20 protein-coding genes and 1 pseudogene are annotated in these 23492 nt (G+C 73.5%); 10 read left to right on the top strand and 11 right to left on the bottom strand.

Annotated elements, in window-relative coordinates:
- Positions 1–3: 3 nt before the first annotated feature.
- Both BX286_RS10300 and BX286_RS10295 read right to left on the bottom strand, forming a co-directional pair.
- Positions 4–966: a carbohydrate kinase family protein gene (locus BX286_RS10300; RefSeq protein WP_100863857.1), complete on the bottom strand. Its 963-nt coding sequence runs from the start codon at positions 964–966 to the stop codon at positions 4–6.
- Positions 963–1895: a pseudouridine-5'-phosphate glycosidase gene (locus BX286_RS10295; RefSeq protein WP_100863858.1), complete on the bottom strand. Its 933-nt coding sequence runs from the start codon at positions 1893–1895 to the stop codon at positions 963–965. The genes BX286_RS10300 and BX286_RS10295 overlap by 4 nt, the downstream gene beginning before the upstream one ends.
- Positions 1896–2054: 159 nt before the next feature.
- Here BX286_RS10295 and BX286_RS10290 point away from each other — a divergent pair, with 159 nt between their 5' ends.
- Entirely contained in the window at positions 2055–2432 is a 378-nt protein-coding gene (locus BX286_RS10290; protein WP_079425763.1) for a cupin domain-containing protein, read from the top strand.
- Positions 2433–2445: 13 nt separating this feature from the next.
- On the opposite strand, the gene BX286_RS10285 is transcribed toward BX286_RS10290, so the two are convergent.
- The 3 genes and pseudogenes from BX286_RS10285 to BX286_RS10275 all read right to left on the bottom strand — a co-directional run bounded on the left by BX286_RS10285 (position 2446) and on the right by BX286_RS10275 (position 5428).
- Entirely contained in the window at positions 2446–3759 is a 1314-nt protein-coding gene (locus BX286_RS10285; protein ID WP_398898361.1) for an MFS transporter, read from the bottom strand.
- Positions 3760–3917: 158 nt separating this feature from the next.
- Positions 3918–4480, bottom strand: a pseudogene (locus BX286_RS10280) (methylated-DNA--[protein]-cysteine S-methyltransferase).
- Between the two features lie 45 nt (positions 4481–4525).
- Positions 4526–5428, bottom strand: a complete 903-nt coding sequence (locus tag BX286_RS10275; RefSeq protein WP_121014882.1) for a glycerophosphodiester phosphodiesterase family protein — start codon at positions 5426–5428, stop codon at positions 4526–4528.
- Positions 5429–5696: 268 nt separating this feature from the next.
- On the opposite strand from BX286_RS10275, the gene uvrB reads away from it, so the two are divergent.
- The 4 genes from uvrB (at position 5697) to BX286_RS10255 (ending at position 11846) form a co-directional block, all read left to right on the top strand.
- Positions 5697–7847: an excinuclease ABC subunit UvrB gene (gene uvrB / locus BX286_RS10270; protein ID WP_121014881.1), complete on the top strand. Its 2151-nt coding sequence runs from the start codon at positions 5697–5699 to the stop codon at positions 7845–7847.
- A gap of 77 nt (positions 7848–7924) precedes the next feature.
- On the top strand, positions 7925–8503 hold the full coding sequence (locus BX286_RS10265; RefSeq protein ID WP_079425755.1) for a TerD family protein: 579 nt from the start codon (positions 7925–7927) through the stop codon (positions 8501–8503).
- Between the two features lie 89 nt (positions 8504–8592).
- On the top strand, positions 8593–10578 hold the full coding sequence (locus BX286_RS10260; protein ID WP_121014880.1) for a TerD family protein: 1986 nt from the start codon (positions 8593–8595) through the stop codon (positions 10576–10578).
- Positions 10579–10859: 281 nt separating this feature from the next.
- Positions 10860–11846 carry a TerC/Alx family metal homeostasis membrane protein gene (locus tag BX286_RS10255; protein ID WP_121014879.1) on the top strand — a complete coding sequence of 329 codons (987 nt, stop codon included), beginning with the start codon at positions 10860–10862 and terminating at the stop codon, positions 11844–11846.
- A 23-nt stretch (positions 11847–11869) separates the two neighbouring features.
- Here BX286_RS10255 and BX286_RS10250 read toward each other — a convergent pair whose 3' ends face one another.
- The 3 genes from BX286_RS10250 to BX286_RS10240 all read right to left on the bottom strand — a co-directional run bounded on the left by BX286_RS10250 (position 11870) and on the right by BX286_RS10240 (position 14752).
- Positions 11870–13183, bottom strand: coding sequence for an MFS transporter (locus tag BX286_RS10250; protein WP_079431650.1), 1314 nt, complete (start codon positions 13181–13183; stop codon positions 11870–11872).
- A 207-nt stretch (positions 13184–13390) separates the two neighbouring features.
- On the bottom strand, positions 13391–14047 hold the full coding sequence (locus tag BX286_RS10245) for an MBL fold metallo-hydrolase (protein WP_079425751.1): 657 nt from the start codon (positions 14045–14047) through the stop codon (positions 13391–13393).
- A gap of 9 nt (positions 14048–14056) precedes the next feature.
- On the bottom strand, positions 14057–14752 hold the full coding sequence (locus BX286_RS10240) for a maleylpyruvate isomerase family mycothiol-dependent enzyme (RefSeq protein ID WP_079425748.1): 696 nt from the start codon (positions 14750–14752) through the stop codon (positions 14057–14059).
- Between the two features lie 188 nt (positions 14753–14940).
- On the opposite strand from BX286_RS10240, the gene uvrA reads away from it, so the two are divergent.
- Positions 14941–17880 carry an excinuclease ABC subunit UvrA gene (uvrA, locus tag BX286_RS10235; RefSeq protein ID WP_079425746.1) on the top strand — a complete coding sequence of 980 codons (2940 nt, stop codon included), beginning with the start codon at positions 14941–14943 and terminating at the stop codon, positions 17878–17880.
- A gap of 76 nt (positions 17881–17956) precedes the next feature.
- Here uvrA and BX286_RS10230 read toward each other — a convergent pair whose 3' ends face one another.
- Positions 17957–18610 (bottom strand): NAD(P)-dependent oxidoreductase, encoded by a 654-nt coding sequence (locus BX286_RS10230; protein ID WP_121014878.1) that lies wholly within the window; start codon positions 18608–18610, stop codon positions 17957–17959.
- A gap of 79 nt (positions 18611–18689) precedes the next feature.
- Here BX286_RS10230 and BX286_RS10225 point away from each other — a divergent pair, with 79 nt between their 5' ends.
- Positions 18690–19295, top strand: coding sequence for a TetR/AcrR family transcriptional regulator (locus BX286_RS10225; RefSeq protein WP_121014877.1), 606 nt, complete (start codon positions 18690–18692; stop codon positions 19293–19295).
- Here BX286_RS10225 and BX286_RS10220 read toward each other — a convergent pair.
- Positions 19285–20172: a carbohydrate kinase gene (locus BX286_RS10220; protein WP_079425739.1), complete on the bottom strand. Its 888-nt coding sequence runs from the start codon at positions 20170–20172 to the stop codon at positions 19285–19287. The genes BX286_RS10225 and BX286_RS10220 overlap by 11 nt on opposite strands.
- A gap of 82 nt (positions 20173–20254) precedes the next feature.
- On the opposite strand from BX286_RS10220, the gene BX286_RS10215 reads away from it, so the two are divergent.
- Positions 20255–20686, top strand: a complete 432-nt coding sequence (locus tag BX286_RS10215) for a Rieske (2Fe-2S) protein (RefSeq protein ID WP_079425737.1) — start codon at positions 20255–20257, stop codon at positions 20684–20686.
- Positions 20687–20721: 35 nt separating this feature from the next.
- On the opposite strand, the gene BX286_RS10210 is transcribed toward BX286_RS10215, so the two are convergent.
- On the bottom strand, positions 20722–21675 hold the full coding sequence (locus BX286_RS10210; protein ID WP_100863865.1) for a hypothetical protein: 954 nt from the start codon (positions 21673–21675) through the stop codon (positions 20722–20724).
- Positions 21676–21914: 239 nt separating this feature from the next.
- Here BX286_RS10210 and BX286_RS10205 point away from each other — a divergent pair, with 239 nt between their 5' ends.
- The gene (locus tag BX286_RS10205; protein WP_079425734.1) at positions 21915–22535 is read left to right on the top strand and encodes a papain-like cysteine protease family protein; all 621 of its coding nucleotides are present in this window, start codon (positions 21915–21917) and stop codon (positions 22533–22535) included.
- Positions 22536–22539: 4 nt separating this feature from the next.
- Positions 22540–23349 carry a hypothetical protein gene (locus tag BX286_RS10200; RefSeq protein WP_079425731.1) on the top strand — a complete coding sequence of 270 codons (810 nt, stop codon included), beginning with the start codon at positions 22540–22542 and terminating at the stop codon, positions 23347–23349.
- Positions 23350–23492 lie beyond the last annotated feature (143 nt).

Below are 23492 nucleotides of genomic sequence, written 5' to 3'. Positions count from 1 at the left end.
GCCCTAGGGCCGGCCGCCCAGGCGGGTTATTGCTTGGGCCGCCGTGTGGCAGCCCGCGCGGGCTGCGGTCGGTGGGGTGGCGCCCGAGAGGCGGGCCGCCAGGAAGCCGCCGGTGAAGGCGTCGCCCGCGCCGGTGGTGTCCACCGCGTCCGCCGGTTCCGCCTCGACCTCCGCCGTGATCCGGCCGTCCTCGGCGACGAGTGCACCGCCGGTGCCGCGCGTCACCACCACCAGCGGAACGCGCCGGCTGAGCTCCTGCGCGGCCCGCGCGGTGTCCGGGACCCCGGCCAGGAGGCGGGCCTCGTCCTCGTTCGGCAGGAGGGTCCCCACGCCCGCCACCGCCCTCAGGAAGGCCTCGGGGCCCAGTGCGGCCAGGAACCCCGCCGAGGCGGGGTCCACGCTGACCGGTACCCCCCGCGTCCGTGCGGCCCGCAGGGCGACCAGGGCCAGCTCCCGGCTGGGCTCGGCGAAGAACAGGTAGCCGGACAGGTGGAGGTGGGCCGCCCCGTCCAGCAGGGCGGGCGCCCAGTCGGCCGGGCACAGCCGCAGGGAGGCCCCGCTGTCGGTCAGGAACGTCCGCTCCGCGTCGGCGCCGACCAGCGCCACCACCGTCCCGGTCGGCTCGGCCGGGTCCACCACCAGCCGGGGCCGCACCCCCGCGTCGACCAGCGCCCGCTCGTGCCAGCGCGCCGACTCGCAGCCCACCCGCGCCAGGAGCCGTACCTCGGCGGTGCCCGTGCGGGCCGCCCAGCAGGCCGCGTTGGCCCCCGCCCCGCCGGGCAGGGTGCGGATCCGGGCGGCGGTGTCGGTGGCCGGGGCCAGCGGCTCCCGGTGCACCGCCACCACGTCCGTGACCACGTCCCCGACGACCACCAGCGCCCCCGGTGCGTGCGGTGTCCGGGCCGTCCCCGCCCCCGTCCCCCGCGCCTGCCGTGTCCGGGCGGCCCCCGCTCCCGCCCCCGTCATGCCAGGTCCGCCCACGCCCCGGCGATCTGTGCCGCGAGCCGCACGTTCCCCCGTACCGCGGCCACGTTCGCCTCCAGCGAGGCCCCGCCGGTCGCCCGTACCAGGAACCCCAGCAGGAACGGTGTCACCGCCTGCCCCGTGATCCCGCGCTCCTCGCACTCGGCCAGCGCCTGCGCCAGCACGCGGTCGTGGAGCGCCGGGTCCAGCTGCTCGGAGCGGGGGACCGGGTTGGCCACCACCAGGGCCGACTCCGGGCCCGCCACGGCGTCCTGGGCGGCCATCATCTCCGCCACCGCCTCCGGCCGCTCCACCGTCCAGTCGACCGGCTCGCCGGAGTCCGCCAGGTAGAACCCGGGAAAGGCGCGCGTGCGGTAGCCGACGACCGCCACGCCGAGCGTCTCCAGCCGCTGGAGCGTGGCGGGGACGTCCAGGACGGACTTCACGCCCGCGCACACCACCGTGATCCGGGTACGGGCCAGCAGGGACAGGTCCGCCGACTCGTCCTGGGTCTGCGCGAACCCGCGGTGCACGCCGCCCAGCCCGCCCGTGGCGAAGACCCGCAGGCCGGCCCGGGCCGCCAGGAAGGCCGTCGCCGAGACCGTCGTCGCACCCGTGGCGCCCGTCGCGAGCGCCGGGGCCAGGTCGCGGTGGCCGAGTTTGCGTACCCCCTCGCCCGCCGCGATCCGCTCCAGTCGCGCCTTGTCCAGGCCCGCGTACGCCACCCCGTCGACCACCGCGACCGTCGCCGGGACGGCGCCCTCCGCCCGTACCAGCTCCTCCAGTTCCAGGCCCACGGCCAGGTTGCGGGGGCGGGGCAGGCCGTGCGCGATGATCGTCGACTCCAGGGCGACGACGGGCCTGCGCGCGGCGAGCGCCTCGCGCACCTCTTCCGACAGGACGGGGACCTCGGCTGCTCTGTGCTGTGGCATGTCCCCATCCATGGCACGGGGCGCGCGCCCGCAAACGCGCCCCCGCCCACTCCGGCGCGAAGCCGCCCCGCGCACTCGACGGAGTGACGCGCGCGCCGCGCCCGCGCTGGACGCTCTGATCACCCCGCGGCCGGCGCGGCCGCCCTACGCTGGCGCACCATGAGCACCAGTGACCACAGCGCCGCCCCCGCCTCCTTCGCCGTATCCGTCACGGACGTCCCCGACGGCGAGCTGGAGGCCGAGGACCTCGACCCCGCCCAGATCGTCTCCGGCGCCCCGGTGGTGACCGGCAAGGTGCTCTGGGAGTCCGAGGACGGCTCCCAGATCCGGGGCATCTGGCAGATCACCCCCGGGGTGGTCACCGACACCGAGGCCGACGAACTGTTCGTGGTCGTCAGCGGCCGCGCCACCGTGGAGGTGGAGGGCGGCGCGACCCTGGAGCTGGGACCCGGCTCGGCCTGCGTGCTGCGCAAGGGCGACCGGACCACCTGGACGGTCCACGAGACCCTGCGCAAGGCCTACCACATCAACCTCTGAAACGGCGGTCGCCCTACGGTGCGGCGGCCGCCGGGTGCCGCCGGGCGGTGAACAGGGCCAGCGCGGCCATCGGCAGCAGCAGCGAGGCGCCGATGGCGTTGAGCCAGCCGTAGCCGGCCTGGGACATCACCAGGCCGGCGGCCGCGCCGCCCAGACCGGCCGCCGCGTTCATCGTCAGGTCGCTCAGGCCCTGGACGGCGGCCCGTGCGGGCTGCGGCACCGAGTCGGTCAGCAGCGCCGAGCCGGAGACCATGCCGGCGGACCAGCCGAGGCCGAGCAGGAAGAGACCGGCCGCGCTCTGCGCGTGGTTCCCGGCGGCCGTACCGGCCAGCAGGGCGGCGACCGAGAGCAGCCCGGCCGCCAGGCCGATCACGGAGAACCTGCCCAGCCGGTCGGCGAGCCAGCCCATGACGGGCGAGAACGCGAACATGCCCGCGATGTGCCCGCTGATCACCAGCCCGACCAGCTTCAGGCCCGCGCCGTGGTGGCCGAGGTCGACCGGGGTCATCACCATGATCGAGACCATGGTGGTGTGCGACACCGCGACGGTCAGCAGCGCGAGCCGGGCCCGTGGTGAGGCCTTGACGGCGGCGAACCCGGCACGCAGCGAGCGGCCCTGGCGGGATTCCTCGCCGGGCCCGGCCAGGGCCCGCGCGGTCAGCAGCGGGTCGGGCCGCAGCAGTACGCCGAGCAGGGTGCCGGTGAGGACGAAGACGGCGGCCGCCCACACGAAGGGCCCCGCCGTCTGGGGTATGGAGGTGCCGGCGAAGCTGTCGCTGGCCGGGGCGGAGAGGTTCGGCCCGAGCACCGCGCCGATGGTGGAGGCCCAGACGACCACCGAGATCGCACGGGCCCTCCGGTCCGGGGCGGCGAGGTCGGCGGCGGCGAAGCGGGCCTGGAGGTTGGCGGAGGACGCGGCGCCGAAGGCGGCCATGCCGAGCATGAGCAGCGGGAAGCTCTTCACGGAGGCGGCCAGCACGACCAGGGCCGCCCCGACCGTGCCGATCGCGTACCCGGCCAGCAGCCCCGCCCGGCGCCCGCGCGCGGTGGTCAGCGCGGCGAGCGGCAGGGAGACCAGGGCGGTGCCGATCACCGCGGCGGTGGAGGCGAACCCGGACAGGGCCTCGGTGCCGCTGATCTCGGTGGCCAGTACGGGGGCCAGGGCGATGCTGATGGGCACGCCCAGGCCGCCCAGCATCTGCCCGGCGATGAGCACCGCGGAGGTCCGGCGCTGGATGCGCGGCAGATCGGCCGCGGTGACGGACGACGACGCGGTCGTGGGGGTGGCGGCGGAGGCCGCGGGCGGGGTCGTGGGGGAGGCGGTCACGCCGGACACCCCCGTCGCGGGCGCGCGGGCGGGACGTCCGGGGCAGGACCGTACGCGGTGAGGCGGCAGGCGGCAGCAGTAGTCACCGCGGCAGTTTCCCACCCCTTACCGCCGAGGGGAACCGGGTAAGACGGGGCCGCGGAGATCCATCAGACCCCCTAGAACAGCGGCTGCGGCAGGACGCCCTCCAGCGCGAGCAGGGTCCGCTTGGTCTCCACCCCGCCCCCGAAGCCCCCGATCCCCCGTCGTTCTCCACCACGCGGTGGCAGGCCACCACCAGCGGCAGCGGGTTCGAGCCCATGGCGTTGCCCACGGCCTGGGCCGCCCCGGGCTGCCCGGCCCGGGCCGCCAGCTCCCCGTACCCCACCACCGAGCCGTAGGGCACCGAGCGGTCGAGCTCCAGCAGCACCTGCCGGTTGAACCCGGAACTGAGCCGCCAGTCCAGGGGCAGGTCGAAGCGGCGCAGCGTACCCGCGAAGTAGGCCTTGAGCTGGCGTATCGGCTCGGCCAGCAGCACCTCCCGGCCCGGGTCCGGCCGCCAGGCCTCGGCGCCGAGCCGGGAGACCAGCGCGCCGATCATCCGGCCGACCCGCTCGGGCCCGGCATGGAATTCCACCCGGACCAGCCCCTCGGGGGTCGCGGCCAGGAGCAGGGGACCGATCTCGCTGGGGAGGACGGTCCATTCGAGGTGCGGCCCGCGGGGCCGCTCGGTGCTGTCCACGCCTCAACGGTACGGCGCCCCACCGACAGCCCCGCCCGCCGGCGGCTAGTAGCCGCCCACGGCCCCCCGTACGACGTCCGGCGCGTTGGTGATGATTCCGTCCACCCCCATCTCCCGCACCTTCCGGGCCGTCGCGGCGTCGTCCACGATCCAGGTGTCCACCTCCATCGTCTTGCCGTGCGCCCCCCGCAGCCGGTGCACGGCCGCCACCCAGTCGGCCGAGATCGTCGTGTGCCACGGGTTGATCCGGTCGGTGAACTCGGCGTACTCGGGCAGGCCGGCCACGGTCGGGGTGCCCAGGAAGGCCGTCACCAGGTCGGGGCGCAGCCGGTGCACGACGCGCACGGAGTCGGCGCTGAAGCTCTGCACCACCAGCCGCCGTGCGACGTGCTGGGCGTCCAGCCAGCCGGTCTCCTCCAACACCTTCAGCGTCTGCTCCTCGATCCCGGGGTAGAGCTCCGGCTTCTTGATCTCCAGCAGCAGCCGCTGGCGGTTGTCCTGGACCCGCTCCATGTACTCCCGCAGGGTAGGCACCCGGGCGCCGGCGAACCGCGGCGAGAACCAGCTCCCCGCGTCCAGCCGGGCGATCTCCGCCGCCGTGAAGTCCTTGACCCGCCAGGGCTTGCGGTCGGGGAAGACCTGTTCGACGTCGGTGGTGCGGGCCAGGGTGTCGTCGTGGATCACCACCAGCTCGCCGTCCCTGGTCCGCTGGACGTCGTTCTCGACCCAGTCGAAGCCCAGCCGCATCGCCAGGTCGATCGCCGCCAGGGTGTTCTCCGGGGCGTACGCGGAGGCCCCCCGGTGGGCGTACACGGTGGGGCCCAGGAGTCCCGTCGAGCCCGGTGCGGATCCGGGGCCGGTGGCGGCGGGCGACGCCGACCCGCCCAGCATGGTCAGGGTGAGGCCCAGGAAGGCGGCGGCTGCCGCGGCGGCGGTTCGGACGTACATGTGCGTTCTCCTCGGGTCGTGAGCCCTGTTCCTGCGTCAGACGGGTGCGGAGCGGCAGTCGTTGTGGCTGTGCACTTCACGGCGGAGCGTTCACCGCGATCATGGGCTCGAAGATCACACGGACGCCACCGAACTACGACAAACGGACCAGAAAGGGGGAGGCGCGCTCCGTCCGACGGACCCTCCGGGGGCCGCCGGGTGCCCGGCGCGAGGGGGGCGGGGCGCTTGCGGGCGTCCGAGTGTCAGTGGGGGGCCGTACGGTGGAGTCATGCGGCCCGTATCGAAGATCGAACGCACGGTGGCGCCTTTCGAGGTCGTCAGCCCCTACCAGCCCAGCGGCGACCAGCCGGCGGCCATCGCCGAGCTGGAGAAGCGCATCCGCGCAGGTGAGAAGGACGTCGTCCTGCTCGGTGCCACCGGCACCGGCAAGTCGGCCACCACCGCGTGGATGATCGAGAAGCTCCAGCGCCCGACCCTGGTGATGGCGCCGAACAAGACCCTCGCCGCCCAGCTGGCGAACGAGTTCCGCGAGCTCCTGCCGAACAACGCCGTCGAGTACTTCGTGTCGTACTACGACTACTACCAGCCCGAGGCCTACGTTCCGCAGTCGGACACCTACATCGAGAAGGACTCCTCGATCAACGAGGAGGTGGAGCGGCTGCGCCACTCCGCGACCAACTCGCTGCTCACCCGGCGTGACGTGATCGTCGTCGCCTCCGTGTCCTGCATCTACGGCCTCGGCACGCCGCAGGAGTACGTGGACCGGATGGTCCCGCTCAAGGTGGGCGAGGAGATCGACCGCGACCAGCTGCTGCGCCGCTTCGTGGACATCCAGTACACGCGCAACGACGTGGCCTTCACCCGGGGAACCTTCCGGGTGCGCGGGGACACCATCGAGATCTTCCCGGTCTACGAGGAACTGGCCGTCCGCATCGAGATGTTCGGCGACGAGATCGAGGCGCTCTCCACCCTGCACCCGCTGACGGGCGAGGTCATCAGCGAGGACCACGAGCTGTACGTCTTCCCCGCCAGCCACTACGTCGCCGGGCCCGAGCGCATGGAGAAGGCGATCCGCGGCATCGAGGCCGAGCTGGCCGAGCGCCTCGCCGAGCTGGAGAAGCAGGGCAAGATGCTGGAGGCCCAGCGGCTGCGCATGCGCACCACCTACGACCTGGAGATGATGCGCCAGATCGGGTCCTGCTCCGGCATCGAGAACTACTCGCTGCACATGGACGACCGCGAGCGCGGCTCGGCCCCCAACACCCTCATCGACTACTTCCCCGAGGACTTCCTCCTCGTCATCGACGAGTCGCACGTCACGGTGCCGCAGATCGGCGCCATGTACGAGGGCGACGCCTCGCGCAAGCGGACCCTGGTCGACCACGGCTTCCGGCTGCCGTCCGCGCTGGACAACCGGCCGCTGAAGTGGGAGGAGTTCCAGGAGCGGATCGGCCAGACCGTCTACCTGTCCGCCACCCCGGGGAAATACGAGCTCTCCCGCGCCGACGGCTTCGTGGAGCAGATCATCCGCCCCACCGGCCTCGTCGACCCCGAGGTCGTGGTCAAGCCCACCGAAGGCCAGATCGACGACCTGGTGCACGAGATCCGCACCCGGGTGGAGAAGGACGAGCGCGTCCTGGTCACCACCCTCACCAAGAAGATGGCCGAGGACCTGACCGACTACTTCCTGGAGCTCGGCATCCAGGTCCGCTACCTGCACAGCGACGTGGACACCCTGCGCCGCATCGAGCTGCTGCGCGAGCTGCGCTCCGGCGAGTACGACGTCCTGGTCGGCATCAACCTGCTGCGCGAGGGCCTCGACCTGCCCGAGGTCTCGCTCGTGGCGATCCTCGACGCCGACAAGGAGGGCTTCCTGCGCTCCGGGACCTCCCTCATCCAGACCATCGGCCGCGCCGCGCGCAACGTCTCCGGCCAGGTCCACATGTACGCGGACAAGACGACCCCGGCGATGGAGAAGGCCATCGAGGAGACCAACCGGCGCCGCGAGAAGCAGATCGCGTACAACACGGCCAACGGGATCGACCCGCAGCCGCTCCGCAAGAAGATCAACGACATCGTCGCCACCATCGCCCGCGAGGAGCTCGACACCGAGCAGCTGCTCGGCACCGGCTACCGGCAGGCCAAGGACGGCAAGGGCGCGAAGGCCCCCGTCCCGGCCCTGGGCGCGGCCTCCCCGGCGAAGGCCGGCAAGGGAGCCAAGGGAGCCAAGGGGGCCAAGGCCGCCGAGGTGCTCACGGACCGTCCCGCCGCAGAACTGGCCGCCCTCATCGAGCAGATGACCGAGCGGATGCGGGGGGCTGCCGCCGAGCTCCAGTTCGAGGTCGCGGCCCGGATCCGCGACGAGGTGGGCGAGCTGAAGAAGGAGCTCCGGCAGATGCGGGAAGCGGGCCTCGCCTGACCCGTGGCCGGTCAGTAGGGTGTGGGAACGGCCGCAGGTACAGGCTGCCTGGGGGTGGCTATGGAGAGGGGACGCGCGTGACGGTCAACATGACCAAGGGTCAGGCCATCAGTCTGGAGAAGCAGGGCGGCGGCACGCTGACGGCCGTCCGGATGGGCCTCGGCTGGCAGGCGGCCAAGCGCCGCGGGCTGTTCGGCTCGCGCACCCGGGAGATCGACCTCGACGCCTCGGCGGTGCTGTTCGCCGACAAGCAGCCCGTGGACGTGGTGTTCTTCCGGCACCTGCAGAGCGACGACGGCTCGGTCCGCCACACCGGTGACAACCTGGTCGGCGGCGTCGGCCAGGGTGGGGACGACGAGGCCATCCTCGTCGACCTCCAGCGCGTGCCGGTGCACATCGACACGATCGTCTTCACGGTGAACTCCTTCACCGGACAGACCTTCCAGGAAGTGCAGAACGCGTTCTGCCGCATCGTCGACGAGACCAACGGCCAGGAACTGGCCCGCTACACCCTCGACGGCGGCGGCCAGTACACCGCGCAGATCATGGCGAAGGTGTCCCGGGCCGGCGGCGGCTGGCAGATGACGGCCCTGGGCAACCCGGCCAACGGCCGGACCTTCCAGGACCTGATGCCGGCGATCCTGCCGCACCTGTAAGCGCCACGGCGCCATCGCGCCACCGCACCGAAACCGGAAGACCGGGACACCGGGAAACAAGAGAAGAAGGCACGGGGGAGGGCTGCACGATGACGGCCGAACTGGTCCGGGGGCAGAACCACCCCGTGTCCCACAGCCGGGTGGAGGTCAGGGTCTCGGCCGGCACCGCGGTGCTCGCGCTGGCCTCGGTGGCCGACGAGCAGGGCCGGCTCACCGGCCCCGGGGCCCTGGCCCACCCGGCCGCCCCCGCCCTCCCCGGGGTCCGGGTGCCCGCAGGCCCCGGCGACCGGCACACCCTGACCGTCGACCTCGACGCCGTCGCGGCGGAGGTCCACCGGATCGGCCTGCTCCTCGTCCTGCCGCCCGGCGGCCCCCTGCGCTTCGGCGCCGTCCCCGTACCGCACGTCGCGGTCGCCGAGGCGGGCGGCGCCGAGTTCGCGGCCTTCGCCCTCACCGGCCTGGACGCCGAGACCGCCCTGATCGCCCTGGAGCTCTACCGCCGCCAGGGCGCCTGGAAGGTCCGGGCCGTCGGCCAGGGGTACGCCGACGGACTCGCCGCCCTCCTCCGGGACGGGGGACTGGCCGCACCCGAGGCCGCGGCCCTGGCCGCCGAGGCCCTGCGCACGGCCGCGCGCACCGGGGACGGCGACCGCTCCCCGGCCCCCCTCCCGCCCCTCGCGCAGGAGGCCGCGCCGCCCGCGACCCCGCAGCCCCCCGCGACCGCCCCCCAGCCCCCCGCGACCGCCCCGGAGCCGCCGGACCCGGTCCCCGTCTCCGGGGTCCCCTACGCCGGCACCCCCGGCCCCGCGCCGGCCGCGGCCGCACCCGCCGACGGCCGGCCCGCCATCGACTACGCCCACCCGCGCCGCCGCCGCACCACCACCGAGGCACCCGAGCCGGCCCCCCGCCCCGCGGCCGCACCCGCCGGCCCCGGCGAACCCCCCGTCCCCGTCGCCGGGGACGCCACCGGCTGGTCCATGGACGAGCGGCTCTACAACCAGGTCTGGGGCATGTTCGAGGACCTGGCCCGCACCGTCGCCGCCTACCGCAGCGCCGTCGACTTCGCCGACTCCCGGCTGGACCGCGAGCTGGACGAGGCCCTGTCCGACCCGCGCCACCGCCTGGGCGGCGCCGGCGGGGACGCCCGTGAGACCGCCCGGGCCCGCCGCGACGACCTGGTCGCCCAGGCCCGCGCCGTCCTCGACCGGGACCTGGCCCAGCTCACCGCCGAGTCCGAGGTGGTCGAACCCGCGCTCCCGGCCGCGTACGCCCGCTGGGACAACCCCGTCTGGCACGGCCAGGGCACCCCCGAGGAGGGCCCCCTCGCCCTGCGCCTGGGCGACCTCAGCCTGCCCGAGAGCCCCGGGCTGAAGATCCCCATGCTGATGCGGCTCCCGCTGGAGCGCGGACTGTGGATCGACAACGGCCGCACCGGCTCCGAGGCCGCCATGACCATGGACACCGACCGGCTGCGCCGCGCCGCCATGGACATGGCCGTCGCGCACGCCGCCCGGCTGCTCGCCGTCCACCCGGCCGGCCGGATCTCCGTCCACGTGATCGACGCGGCCGGGGCGGGCTCCGCCGCGCTGGCCCCGCTGGTCCGCGCCGGAGTGCTGGCCGGGCCGCCCGCGGCGGGCGCCGCCGGGGTCGCGGAGACCCTCGCACGGCTGACCCGCCGGGTGGACCTCGTACAGATGGCCCTGCGCGCCGGCGCGCCCGAGGACCTGCCCGCGGACCTGGACCCGGCCGAGCAGCTGCTCGTCGTGCACGACTTCCCGCACGGCTTCGACGACCGGGCCGTCACCCAGCTGCGCTACCTGGCCGACGAGGGCCCGTCGGTCGGCGTGCACCTGCTGATGGTCGCCGACCGCGACGAGGCCTCCGCCTACGGGCCGCTGCTGGACCCGCTGTGGCGCTCGCTGATGAGGCTGTCGCCCGTACCCGACCACCACCTCGCCGACCCGTGGGTCCAGCACGCCTGGACCTTCGAGCCGGACCTCCCCCCACAGGGCAGCCGGGTCCTCGACCAGGCGCTGGAGCGCGTCGCGCAGGCCCGCCGGGCCGCCCGGCAGTAGCCGGGCGCAGGGCGGCCCATGACCCGCCTATGACCATCGAGTGACCCGCCTTTGGTGATCCCTTTACCTTTGGGTCCCTCCGCAGGTACTCTGAAGCCTGCGGAGGGGAGTATTCCTGCTATTTCCTGCGCGGCGTGCCCGTCAGTACGGACGACCCGGTTCAGTCAACGCGGTGGTCCCGGGGCGCCGGCCCGCGGCCCACGAGCCGCCCGGGTGGAAGAGACCTCCGGCAGCGATGACGCTGACCCTGTGCTGAGCCATCCGCCGGAGGCGTGAATACCGTGGACGTTTCGTTGACCCTGTGGGCCCTGACCATCGCCGGTCTGGGCATCCTCATCGGCGCCGATTTCCTCATCGGCCGCAAGCCCCATGACGTTTCCCTCAAGGAAGCGGGCACCTGGACGGTCGTCTGGATCGTCCTCGCCGTCCTCTTCGGCCTCGGCCTGCTGTTCTTCGGCGGCGGCCAGGCCTCCCAGGAGTTCTTCGCCGGCTTCGTCACCGAGAAGTCCCTGAGCGTGGACAACCTCTTCGTCTTCGTCCTGATCATGGCGAAGTTCTCGGTGCCCTCCCACCTCCAGCAGCGCGTCCTGCTCGTCGGGGTGCTGATCGCCCTGGTCCTGCGCGCGGTGTTCATCGCCGCCGGAGCCGCGATCATCGCCAGCTTCTCGTGGGTCTTCTACCTCTTCGGCGCCTTCCTCATCTACACCGCCTGGAAGCTGATCCAGGAAGCCCGCAAGGACGAGGAGGAAGAGGAGTTCGAGGAGAACCGCCTCCTGAAGTCGATCGAGAAGAAGTTCGGCGTCGCCGACCGCTACCACGGCACCAAGCTGTTCATCCGCACCAACGGCAAGCGCGTCCTGACCCCGCTGATGGTGGTCATGCTCGCCATCGGCACCACCGACGTCCTCTTCGCCCTGGACTCCATCCCCGCGATCTTCGGCCTCACCCAGGACCCGTACATCGTCTTCACCGCCAACGCCTTCGCCCTCATGGGCCTGCGCCAGCTGTACTTCCTCATCGGCGGCCTGCTCAAGAAGCTGGTCCACCTCAGCTACGGCCTGTCCGTGATCCTGGGCTTCATCGGCGTCAAGCTGGTGCTGCACGCCCTGCACGAGTCCGGGGTGCACGTCCCGCAGATCTCCATCCCGGTCTCCCTGGGCGTCATCTGCGGCGTCCTGGTGGTCACCACGATCACCAGCCTGATCGCCTCCAGGAAGCAGGCGGCGGCCGAAGCCGCCGCCGAGGAGACCAGGAGCGTCGACGCCTGACCCGGCCGGGCCGCGCGCCCGGGCTACGCGGGGGCGGCTTCGGCCGCCCCCGCTCCCGTGTCCGCGCCCGCACCGTCCCGGACCGGGAGGGCGGCCGGGCGGGTCTCCGGGAGGAGGGCGAAGCAGCCGAGGCTGACCAGGGCCACCGCCGTCAGGTACACCGCCACGCCCCACGGCGGCCCGGAGCCGGCCGCCAGGGCCGTCGCCACGACCGGGGTCAGCGCCCCGCCCAGGACGCCGCCCAGGTTGTAGCCGACGGCCGCGCCGGTGCAGCGGATCCGCGGCGCGTACAGCTCCGGCAGGTACGCGCCGGCCACCGCGTACATCAGGACCATCGCCAGCAGCGCGCCGACGCAGCCCACCGCCACCAGCAGGGCATCCCCACTGCTCAGCAGGGCCACGAAGGGGAACATCCACAGCGCGCAGGCGGCACTGCCGGCCAGGCACAACGGCCGCCGCCCCCAGCGGTCGCCCAGGGCCGCCAGCGGGGCCGTCACCAGCCCCTTCAGCAGGACGGCGGCCATCACCACGGCCAGCATCAGGGTGCGGTCCATGTGCAGCGGGCCGGTGGTGTAGGCCAGGGACCAGGTGGTGACCGCGTAGAAGACGGCGTACCCGACCGACATCGCCCCGCCGGTCAGCAGGAGCAGCCGCCAGTGGCCGCGCAGGACCTCCGTGAGCGGGGCCTCCGCCCGCCGGCCGGTCTCGGTGAGGGCCCGGAACTGCGGGGTCTCCTCCACCGAGCGGCGCAGCCACAGCCCGGCCAGCGCCAGCAGCCCGGCGCCCCAGAAGGGCACCCGCCAGCCCCAGGCCCCGAACCGCGCGTCGCTCAGCAGGCCGGACAGCGCCAGCATCAGGCCGTTGGCCAGCAGGAACCCGGTGGCCGGGCCCATCTGCGGGAAGCTGGACCACAGTCCGCGCCGCCCCTCGGGGGCGTGCTCGGCGGTCAGCAGCACCGCCCCGCCCCACTCGCCGCCGAGCCCGAGCCCCTGGAGGAAGCGCAGCAGGAGCAGCAGCAGGGGCGCGGCGATCCCGATGGAGGCGTACGAGGGCACGCATCCGACGGCCACCGTGGCCAGCCCGGTCAGCAGCAGGGAGGCGAGCAGCACCGGGCGGCGCCCGTAGCGGTCGCCGATGTGCCCGAAGACCACGGAGCCCAGCGGACGGGCGAGGAAGCCGACGCCGAACGTCCCGAAGGCGGCGAGGGTTCCCGCGAGCGGGGAGAACGAGGGGAAGAACAGCGGGCCGAGCACCAGGGCGGCGGCCGTGCCGTAGGCGAAGAAGTCGTAGAACTCGATGGCGGTCCCGGCCAGGGAGGCCAGGGCGAGCCGCAGCATGGAGGGGCCGGCGGGGCGGTCCGAAGCGGCGGGGCCGTCCGGGTCGGTCGGCGGAGTGCCGGAGGAGGGAACGGGGGGCGGGGAGGGGTGCTGTCGCATGGTGCAGCAACTACACCGCCCCGCCTCCCCGGGACATGCGTTCGGTCGAGGTCGACCGGAAGGAGCGCATGGCCGCCCGGTGTTGACGGCGGCACATGCGCCCGTGGGTCACCAGCCCCGCTCGCGCCATTCCGCGAGGTGGGGGCGCTCGGTGCCGAGCATGGTGTCGTTCCCGTGGCCCGGGTAGACCCAGGTCTCGTCGGGCAGCTGCCCGAAGATCTTGGTCTCGACGTCGTCGATCAGACTGGCGAAGTTCTTCGCGTCGCCCGAGGTGTTGCCGACGCCGCCGGGGAAGAGGCAGTCGCCGGTGAACACGTGCGGGTGCCCGTGCGGGTCGTCGTAGACCAGGGCGATGGAACCGGGGGTGTGGCCGACCAGGTGGCGGGCGGTCAGGGAGACCCGTCCGACCGTGATCACGTCCCCGTCCTGGACCGCGACGTCCGTGGGGACGGGGATGCCCTCCACGTCGAGGGCGCCCGCGTAGGTCCGCGCCCCGGTGGCGTCGACGACGGCCTGGAGCGCACCCCAGTGGTCGCCGTGCCGGTGCGTGGTGACGACCGACGCGATGCCGTCGTCGCCGATCAGGTGCAGCAGCGTGTCCGGCTCGGCCGCCGCGTCGATCAGGAGCTGCTCGCCGGTGGCCCGGCAGCGCAGCAGGTACGCGTTGTTGTTCATGGAACCCACGGCGACCTTGGAGATCATCAGGTCCGCGAGTTCGTGCACGTCGGCGGGACCGCCGACCTTCACCGCTCCGCTGTACGTCATGTCCGAATCCTAGAGCGCGGGGAGTTCGGGCACGGCGTCGCCGGACTCGATGGCGAGGTGGGCGCCCTTGGGACCGCGGCCGGCCAGCCAGCCGAGCAGGTCGTCCTGCGCGCCGCTGAGGACCACGGGGGCGCCCTCGGTGCCGCCGGTGCGCGCGACGAACCGGCCGTCCGAGTACTGGAGGGTGACCGGCGGGACGTCGGGGCGGCCGGACCAGCGGTCGGCGAGGAAGGCGATCTCCCGCTCGGCGAACTCGTCGGGCAGGTCGTGGAGCTCGTAACCGATGTTCAGGTCGACGTGGTGGAGCTCCACCTCGACGAGGCGGCGGAAGGGCACGTTCGCCGCCAGGTCGGTGACGCCGTTGCGGAGCTCGACCGTGCGCTGCCAGTCCTGGTCGGACTCGGTGGTGGCGAGGAAGCGGGCCGCGGAATCACGGAGGTCCGTCAGGTGTTCTTCCAGGGGCCGGCCGGAGTCGCGCTCGATGTCCGCGTCGCGGGCGGCGGCGCTCTCGTACATGGGGCGGCCCTCGAGGACGTTGACGAGGGCGTCGGCGTTGCGCGCCAGGTGGGCCAGGATGTGGCCGCGGGTCCAGCCCGGGAGGTGTGACTCCTGGGAGAGGGAGGCGTTGTCCAGTTTCGCGACCGCGTTCAGCAGCCGTTCGGTGGCTTCACGTACAGAGGCCAGGTCGTGCACATGATCAGTCATGGATCCGAGCCTAGTGGCCGGGAGGGCGCCGCCACACGATCGGGTGAAGCCCTCTTGCGCGTGCCGTAAATCGAATGTGCGTGCTATACGCTCGATACTCCAGACACAATCCATCGCAGAGGCGCCCCCCATACCCTGGACAGCCGGGGGCCCGTGCCCCCGCTCTCTCAAGAAAGGTGCGGACCGGCGTGACCGACCGTCTCATCGTTCGTGGCGCTCGCGAGCACAACCTGAAGAACGTCTCGCTCGACCTGCCCCGCGATTCCCTCATCGTCTTCACCGGACTCTCCGGCTCGGGCAAGTCCTCCCTGGCCTTCGACACGATCTTCGCCGAGGGCCAGCGCCGCTACGTCGAGTCGCTCTCGTCGTACGCCCGCCAGTTCCTGGGGCAGATGGACAAGCCCGACGTCGACTTCATCGAAGGCCTTTCCCCGGCCGTCTCGATCGACCAGAAGTCGACCTCGCGCAACCCCCGCTCCACCGTCGGCACCATCACCGAGGTCTACGACTACCTCCGCCTGCTCTTCGCCCGCATCGGCAAGCCGCACTGCCCCGAGTGCCGGCGCCCGATCTCGCGGCAGTCGCCGCAGGCCATCGTCGACAAGGTCCTCGCGCTCCCCGAGGGCAGCCGCTTCCAGGTGCTGTCCCCGCTGGTCCGCGAGCGCAAGGGCGAGTTCGTCGACCTCTTCGCCGACCTCCAGACCAAGGGCTACAGCCGCGCCCGGGTGGACGGCCAGACGATCCAGCTCTCCGAGCCGCCCACGCTGAAGAAGCAGGAGAAGCACACCATCGAGGTGGTCATCGACCGCCTCACGGTCAAGGACAGCGCCAAGCGCCGCCTCACGGACTCCGTCGAGACCGCGCTGGGCCTCTCCGGCGGCATGGTCATCCTGGACTTCGTCGACCTCGCCGAGGACGACCCGGAGCGTGAGCGGATGTACTCCGAACACCTCTACTGCCCGTACGACGACCTGTCGTTCGAGGAGCTGGAACCGCGTTCCTTCTCCTTCAACTCCCCCTTCGGCGCCTGCCCCGAGTGCACCGGCATCGGTACGCGCATGGAGGTGGACCCGGAGCTGATCGTCCCGGACGAGGACAAGTCGCTGGACGAGGGGGCGGTCTCGCCCTGGTCGCTGGGCCACACCAAGGACTACTTCCAGCGGCTGGTCGGCGCGCTCGCCGGGGAGCTGGGCTTCCGGACCGACATCCCGTGGGCCGGACTGCCGCAGCGGGCCAAGAAGGCCCTGCTGTACGGGCACAAGACCCAGATCGAGGTCCGCTACCGCAACCGGTACGGGCGCGAGCGCGCGTACACCACGGCCTTCGAGGGCGCCGTGCCGTTCGTCAAGCGGCGGCACGCCGAGTCCGAGAGCGACGCCAGCCGCGAGCGCTTCGAGGGCTACATGCGCGAGGTGCCCTGCCCGACCTGTGAGGGCACCCGGCTGAAGCCGATCGTGCTCGCGGTGACGGTGATGGAGCGTTCCATCGCCGAGGTCGCCGCGATGTCGATCAGCGAATGCGCCGACTTCCTGGGACGGATGAAGCTCGACGCCCGCGACAAGAAGATCGCCGAGCGCGTCCTCAAGGAGGTCAACGAGCGGCTCCGCTTCCTGGTCGACGTGGGTCTGGACTACCTCTCCCTCAACCGCGCCGCCGGCACCCTCTCGGGCGGCGAGGCGCAGCGCATCCGCCTGGCGACGCAGATCGGCTCCGGCCTGGTCGGCGTGCTGTACGTGCTGGACGAGCCGTCCATCGGCCTGCACCAGCGCGACAACCACCGGCTGATCGAGACGCTGGTGCGGCTGCGGGACATGGGCAACACGCTCATCGTCGTCGAGCACGACGAGGACACCATCAAGGTGGCCGACTGGGTCGTGGACATCGGCCCGGGCGCCGGCGAGCACGGCGGCAAGGTGGTGCACAGCGGCTCGCTGAAGGAACTGCTGAAGAACGGCGAGTCGATGACCGGGCAGTACCTGTCCGGCAAGAAGTCCATCCCGGTGCCGGACATCCGCCGGCCCGTGAACGGGGACCGGAAGCTGACCGTCCACGGCGCCAAGGAGAACAACCTGCGGGACATCGACGTGTCCTTCCCGCTGGGCGTCCTCACGGCGGTCACGGGCGTGTCGGGCTCCGGCAAGTCGACGCTGGTCAACGACATCCTCTACACGCACCTGGCGCGCGAGCTGAACGGCGCGCGGTCCGTGCCGGGCCGGCACACGCGGGTGGAGGGCGACGACCTGGTCGACAAGGTCGTGCATGTCGACCAGTCCCCGATCGGCCGGACGCCGCGGTCCAACCCGGCGACGTACACGGGCGTCTTCGACCACGTGCGCAAGCTGTTCGCGGAGACGATGGAGGCCAAGGTCCGCGGCTACCTGCCGGGGCGCTTCTCCTTCAACGTCAAGGGCGGCCGGTGCGAGAACTGCTCCGGTGACGGCACGATCAAGATCGAGATGAACTTCCTGCCGGACGTGTACGTCCCGTGCGAGGTCTGCCACGGCGACCGGTACAACCGGGAGACGCTGGAGGTCCACTACAAGGGCAAGTCCATCGCGGAAGTCCTGAACATGCCGATCGAGGAGGCGCTGCACTTCTTCGAGGCGGTCCCGACCATCGCGCGGCACCTCAAGACGCTGAACGAGGTGGGGCTGGGGTACGTCCGCCTCGGCCAGTCGGCGCCGACCCTGTCGGGTGGCGAGGCGCAGCGCGTGAAGCTGGCGTCGGAGCTGCAGAAGCGGTCGACCGGGCGGACGGTGTACGTGCTGGACGAGCCGACGACCGGTCTGCACTTCGAGGACATCTCGAAGCTGATCAAGGTGCTGTCGGGGCTGGTGGACAAGGGGAACTCGGTGATCGTCATCGAGCACAACCTGGACGTCATCAAGACCGCGGACTGGGTCGTGGACATGGGCCCCGAGGGTGGCTACGGGGGCGGGCTCGTCGTCGCCGAGGGCACGCCGGAGCAGGTCGCGTCGGTGGGCGCGAGCCACACGGGGAAGTTCCTGCGGGACATCCTGGGGGCCGAGCGGATCTCTGACGCCGCTCCGGTCCCGCCGCCTCGGGCCCCGCGCAAGAAGGCGGCCGCCGCTCCGGCGAAGAAGGCGGCCCGGGCCCGCAAGGCGTAGCCCGGCGGGGCGGGGGCGGAGGCCGCTGCCGCGGATCCCCCTCCGCGCACCGGCACCCGCGCCCGCCCGGCCAGGGCTACGCGGCGACGCCCACCGCGTGGCCCGTCGTCGACGGGTCGGACAGGACGTCGAGGAGGGCCGTCGCCACGTCGGCGCGGGCGACGACCCGGCCGCCCGGGACATTGGCGTCCACGGCGCGGCGGTAGCGACCGGTGCCCGGCCGGTTCAGGAGGCGCGGCGGCCGGACCACCGTCCACCGCACCCCCTGCGCCGACGCGATGACGGACTCCATGACCGCCAGGTCCGCGTACAGGTCGCGCAGCGCCCACCGGAGGAGGGGATAGCCCACCTTCCGCAGGAGCAGGCCGTCCCCCTCCGCGTCCGGCCCCAGCGGCGCCGCGCTGACGGCCGTGAGCCGTCCGACCCCCGCCCGTTCCATCGCCGCGACGACCGACCGCAGGGCCGGGCCGGTGACCGGGTGCAGCCGGGCCTGCTTGTTGTTGGCCGCGCCGAGCGCCGAGACCACCGCGTCCTGCCCCGCCAGGACCGGCAGCAGCGCCGAGTCGTCCGTCAGGTCGGCCACCACCGCCACCCGCAGGCGGTCATGGGCCGGCACGTCCAGCCGGGCGGGGTCGCGGACGACCGCCGTCACCTCGTGGCCCGCCGCGAGGGCCTGCCGGACCACCTCGCGGCCCACACCGCCCGTCGCTCCGAACACCGTGATCTTCATCGTGGACCCCCGTCGAAGGCGATGGATGAGGATGGGTGGGTGAGTATTCACTCACCCTCTTCTCCACTAGGGTGAGTGAATGCCCACTCCGAAGTCAACCCGGCCCGCCTCCGAGCGGCTGCTGGACGCCGCCGAAACCCTCATGCGCACCATCGGCCTCGCCAACACCACCACCAAGGCCATCGCCCGGGAGGCCGGCTGCTCGGAGGCCGCGCTCTACAAGCACTACGCCAACAAGGAAGAGCTGTTCGTCCGGGTGCTCATGGAGCGCACGCCCAATGCCGGACCGCTCATGGCCGCCCTCGACGGCGGCCCCGGCGAAGGACCCCTCCAGGAGGCCCTTGCCGGCATCGCACGGCACGCCTCGCTGTTCTACGCCGAGGCCATGCCGATGGCCGCCTCCCTGTTCGCCGAGCCCGCCCTGCTCACCCGCCACCGCGAAGGGGTCCAGGAGATCGGCCAGGGCCCGCACGTGGTGCGTGACGCCCTCGAAGGACGGCTGCGCCGGGAGCTCGACGCCGGCCGGCTCCGGGCGGACGCCGACCCCCGCGCCGCCGCCGCGCTGCTGCTCGGGGCCTGCTTCCAGCGGGCCTTCTTCCTGCACTTCTCCGGTCCCGAGGCGGTCCAGCCCGTCGAGGAGTTCGCCCCCGCGCTCGCCCGTACCCTGTGGGCCGCTATCGGCTGAGGCCGAGCTCGGCCGCGTACGGCGGCTCGCAGCCGGCCCGGGTGCAGGTCAGCGCGGCCGCGTGGGCGGCGTACGCCAGCACGTCGGGCCAGTCCACCACGTGGGGGTCCGGTACCCCGGCGAGCCGGTGCAGCAGCGCCGCGTTGACGGTGTCGCCCGCGCCGATGGTGTCCGCGACGGTCACCGGACGGGCCGCCGCACTGTGCTCCGCCCCGTCCGCGGTCCACACCGTCAGCCCCGCCGCACCCCGGGTCAGCACCACCGCCGAAGGCCCTGCCGCCAGCCAGTCCCCGGCCCGGCCGCCCAGCCAGTCAGCGTCCTCCTCCGACAGCTTCAGCACGGACACGTACGGCAGCCGGGCCAGGAACCGCTCCCGGTAGCCGGCCGGGTCCGCGATCAGCGCGGGGCGGATGTTGGGGTCCAGCAGGGTCAGCAGCCCGCGCCCCGACTCCCGCCGCAGCAGGGCCTCGTACGCGCTCGCCCCCGGCTCCAGCACCAGCGAGCAGGTCCCGAGCGCCAGGGCCCGCGCCTGCGGGGGCAGCGCGGGCGGCAGGGTGAACAGCCGGTCGGCGGTGCCCTCCACGTAGAACTCGTACGCGGCCGAGCCGTCCGGGTCCAGTGAGGGCACGGCCAAGGTGGTCGGCTCGGGCCCGCGCTGCACCAGCGAGAGGTCCACCCCCGCGGCCCGCAGCCCGGCCAGCAGGGTCTCGCCGAAGCCGTCGGCCGAGACGCGGGAGCAGAAGGCCACCGGGGCTCCGAGGCGGCCCAGCGCCAGGGCGGTGTTGTACGGCCCGCCCCCGGCGCGGGGCAGCAGTGCGCCCGGCGGCCGGGCCAGCGGCACGAGGTCGATCAGGGCTTCTCCGCCGACGACGATCACGCGGGGGAAGCTATCGCACCGGGCGCCGGTATGGTCGGGTGGGCCCCGCCCGGGGCCCGCCACCTCGTGCCAGGAGAACCGCATGTCCGCGTCCCAGCCCGCCGCCCGCCGTACTGTCCTCAAGGGCGCCGCCGCGCTCGCCGGGGCCGTGGGCGCGGGGACGGCGCTCTCCGCCTGCTCGACCGGGGGCGGCAGCGGCGCGGGCGGCCCCGCCGTGCCGAAGGAGCCGGTCGAGCTGGGCGCCGCGGCGGACGTCCCGGTCGGCGGCGCGAAGCTGTTCCGCGAGCAGAAGCTCGTCGTCAGCTGCCCGGCGGAGGGCCAGTACAAGGCGTTCAGCGCCCAGTGCACGCACGCCGGCTGCGTCCTCGACAAGATCGACAAGGGCGAGGGCAACTGCCCCTGCCACGGCAGCCGTTTCGACGTCACCACGGGCAAGGTCCTGCGCGGCCCGGCCTCCGAGCCGCTCCCGGCCGTCCCGGTCAAGGCGGAGAACGGCAAGCTGATCGCGGGCTGACCCGACGATTCCCGCCGGGCGGTCCGGGTGGGCCGCTACCCCCAGTCCCAGGCGATGCCCAGGATGCCCGGGCGGACCGCCTGTTCCACCAGGTGGACCGCGCGGTGGCGGCCGCTGGGGGTGAGGTCGGTCAGGGAGGTGCGGGGGGCCGCCGGGGAGGTGCGGGCGAAGCGGTGGCAGCGGACCGGGAGGGCCGCCTCGTCGAAGCGGACCTGGAGCATGTACTGGCCGCCCGCGTAGCTGAAGCCGCGTACGTACTCCGTGCTGCGCGCCCCCGTGCCGTCCTCGATGCCGTACCCGAAGACGTACGTGTCCCCGCGCCGCAGCCGCGCGTCGAAGAGCAGCTCCGCCACCACCACCCCGGCCTCCGGGTGGCAGCGGACCCGGCCCGTGCGGCAGTTCTCGTACGCCGTCACCTCCACCCGGGCCGCGTCGCAGCCGGGGTCGCCGTGGTGGACGGCCAGGTAGCGGTCGACGCCGTCGCGGTGGGCCCGCACGATCTGCTGCGACTCGCGCGTGCACAGCTCGCCGTCCGGGCCGATGCGGACCCGCTCGTGGTGGCCGACCGAGTGCAGGCCGCCGTCCGCCGGGAGCTCCATCGCCGCCAGCAGCCCTTCCACGGCCGCGCCGACGCTCACCAGCGCACGGTAGGGGCGGGCGGCCGGGCGGCCCGGGCCGGGGTCCGGGTCGGCCAGCAGGCGCAGCAGGGAGCCCGGGGGGAGTTCCAGGATCTCCTCCAGGGCGGACACCGCCCGCAGCGACTCCCGGTGGCGCGGGCGCCGGGCGCCCTGCTGCCAGTAGCTGAGGCTGGTGACCCCGAGCTTGATGCCGCGCGCGGCGAGCCGGTGCTGCACCCGGTGCAGGGGCAGTCCGCGCGCGGCGAGGGCGGCGCGCAGGGCGAGGTGGAAGGGGCCGCCGCGCAGCAGCCGCCCGAGATCGGCCGCGTCGGCGGTGTCCGCCGGAACTGGCGTGTCGCCGGTCGGCCGCATGGCGACTCTCCTCTGTGAACGTTCACACGCGCCGGGGTGGGGGGCCGGGCCGTGGGTCGGGGAGACCAGGTGGAACGAGAGCAACCGTTCACACCGCAGCCCCACCGTTCACACTGCAATGTCACCGCGTATTGAAGCGTGTTGACCTGATCGCGACAACACCCCGATGCTCCTCCACAGCGTCCGGACGCGCTCCTCCAACCCCCACCACCTCGAGTCCCCACCTCGGGAGGAACGCGATGCGCAACAGAAGAGGGCGGCTTTCGCCGGCCGCCTCCCTGATATCCGCCCTGCTGCTCGTACTGCTGCCCCTCGGTCTCGGCGCCGGTACCGCCACCGCCGCCCCGGCCGCGGACACGGGCTCCGCCGCCTCGGCACTGGCGTACAAGCGGCTCGACATCACCATGCAGGCGCAGCAGAAGAACAACTGGTGCTGGGCCGCCAGCGGCAACACGATCGCCACCTGGTTCGGCCGCACCTACAGCCAGAACCAGTTCTGCAACGCCGCCTTCAACCGCCAGCAGGGCACCGAGTGCCCCAACAACCAGGCCACGCTGGGCAACGTCCAGACCGCGCTGCGCTGGGCCGGCATCAACTCCGGCAGCTACGTGACCGGCTGGCTCCAGTACTCCACCGTCCAGACCGAGATCAACGCCGACCGGCCCGTCGAGACCCGGATCCAGTGGTCGGGCGGCGGCGGCCACATGCACGTCGTCTACGGGTACGACACCGCCGGCAGCTGGGTCTACTGGGGCGACCCGTGGCCGTCGAACGACCGCTACAACTGGGCCTCGCACGCCTGGTACGTGGACAACGACACCTTCTCCTGGACCCACTCCCTCTACCGGATCGGGGCGTGATCGCGTGACCGCCAAGACCGCACGCGCCGCCGCCGTGGCCCTCGCGGCCGCCGCCCTGGCCGCCGCCCTGGGCGGGCAGGCCTCCGCCGCGCCCGTCCCGCAGCCGCAGACCGCCACCGCCGAGAACCGGGCCGCCGCGCACGAGGCGGCCACCGCGCCGGACACCCTGGCGACCCTGTCCAGGTTCTTCGCCCGGGAGGGGAAGGTGTCGGTGGCCGCGGCCCGGCCCCGGATCGAGGGGGACGCGATCCCCGTCAGCTACCTGGCGCCGGAGTTCGTCGCCGGGAAGGCCGGGGCACCGGTGGCCCGGCTGGAGTTCCTGGCGTCCCAGGCCGTGTCCTCGGACGGGCAGAAGGCGGCCCTGTGGACCGCGAAGACCGGGGCCGGCTGGCAGGTCGTGAACATCGCCACCGGCGACGACGAGTTCCGCTACGCCCGCCTCGGCGCCGCGAAACTGCCCGGCGGGACCGTGTTCCGGGAGCCCCAGACCGACGCCTGGTACGTCGCCGGGGACGAGCGGGTGCTGCCGCTGGACGAGGACGCCGTGCGGGCCGTGGGCCCGGCCGGGGTCTCGCTGGGGGCGTACCGGGCGCGGGTCGTGAAGGCGTACGGGGACAAGCTGCCGGGGTCCGCGTACGCGGCCCGCGGCATGGCGGGGGGCTTCGCCGAGGCGGGCCCGCCGGCCGGCGTCGGTGACGGTGCCGCTGACGGCGGCGGGCCGGGGGTGGTGCTCGCCGGCGGGGCCGGGGCGCTGGCGCTGGGCGCGGCGGGGGCCGTCGTCCTGCTGCGGCGGCGCCGTACCGCCGGGGGCTGACCCCGGGTCCCCTTCCCCGTGGGGTCCGGTCCGGCCGTCGCGGTCGGTGCCGGGCCCCGCGGGGCTCGTCCCTGCCCCGCCCTTGCTCCGTTTCCCGGGGCTCCGCCCGGACCCGGCGCCTCGACCGCCCGCGAGGCTGCCAC

The sequence above is a fragment of the Streptomyces sp. 3211.6 genome (genome assembly GCF_003634815.1).
Lineage (GTDB): Bacteria > Actinomycetota > Actinomycetes > Streptomycetales > Streptomycetaceae > Streptomyces > Streptomyces katrae_A.
Note: the sequence above shows the minus strand (reverse complement) of the source record. Positions and strands in the feature narration are given on the sequence as shown.

What these genes read in the sequence shown, in the direction of transcription:
- BX286_RS10300 (WP_100863857.1), bottom strand. Translation starts at nt 966, where the DNA reads ATGACGGGGGCGGGAGCGGGGGCCGCCCGGACACGGCAGGCGCGGGGG.
- BX286_RS10295 (WP_100863858.1), bottom strand. Translation starts at nt 1,895, where the DNA reads ATGCCACAGCACAGAGCAGCCGAGGTCCCCGTCCTGTCGGAAGAGGTG.
- BX286_RS10290 (WP_079425763.1), top strand. Translation starts at nt 2,055, where the DNA reads ATGAGCACCAGTGACCACAGCGCCGCCCCCGCCTCCTTCGCCGTATCC.
- BX286_RS10275 (WP_121014882.1), bottom strand. Translation starts at nt 5,428, where the DNA reads ATGTACGTCCGAACCGCCGCCGCGGCAGCCGCCGCCTTCCTGGGCCTC.
- uvrB (WP_121014881.1), top strand. Translation starts at nt 5,697, where the DNA reads ATGCGGCCCGTATCGAAGATCGAACGCACGGTGGCGCCTTTCGAGGTC.
- BX286_RS10260 (WP_121014880.1), top strand. Translation starts at nt 8,593, where the DNA reads ATGACGGCCGAACTGGTCCGGGGGCAGAACCACCCCGTGTCCCACAGC.
- BX286_RS10250 (WP_079431650.1), bottom strand. Translation starts at nt 13,183, where the DNA reads ATGCTGCGGCTCGCCCTGGCCTCCCTGGCCGGGACCGCCATCGAGTTC.
- BX286_RS10245 (WP_079425751.1), bottom strand. Translation starts at nt 14,047, where the DNA reads ATGACGTACAGCGGAGCGGTGAAGGTCGGCGGTCCCGCCGACGTGCAC.
- BX286_RS10240 (WP_079425748.1), bottom strand. Translation starts at nt 14,752, where the DNA reads ATGACTGATCATGTGCACGACCTGGCCTCTGTACGTGAAGCCACCGAA.
- BX286_RS10230 (WP_121014878.1), bottom strand. Translation starts at nt 18,610, where the DNA reads ATGAAGATCACGGTGTTCGGAGCGACGGGCGGTGTGGGCCGCGAGGTG.
- BX286_RS10225 (WP_121014877.1), top strand. Translation starts at nt 18,690, where the DNA reads ATGCCCACTCCGAAGTCAACCCGGCCCGCCTCCGAGCGGCTGCTGGAC.
- BX286_RS10215 (WP_079425737.1), top strand. Translation starts at nt 20,255, where the DNA reads ATGTCCGCGTCCCAGCCCGCCGCCCGCCGTACTGTCCTCAAGGGCGCC.
- BX286_RS10210 (WP_100863865.1), bottom strand. Translation starts at nt 21,675, where the DNA reads ATGCGGCCGACCGGCGACACGCCAGTTCCGGCGGACACCGCCGACGCG.
- BX286_RS10205 (WP_079425734.1), top strand. Translation starts at nt 21,915, where the DNA reads ATGCGCAACAGAAGAGGGCGGCTTTCGCCGGCCGCCTCCCTGATATCC.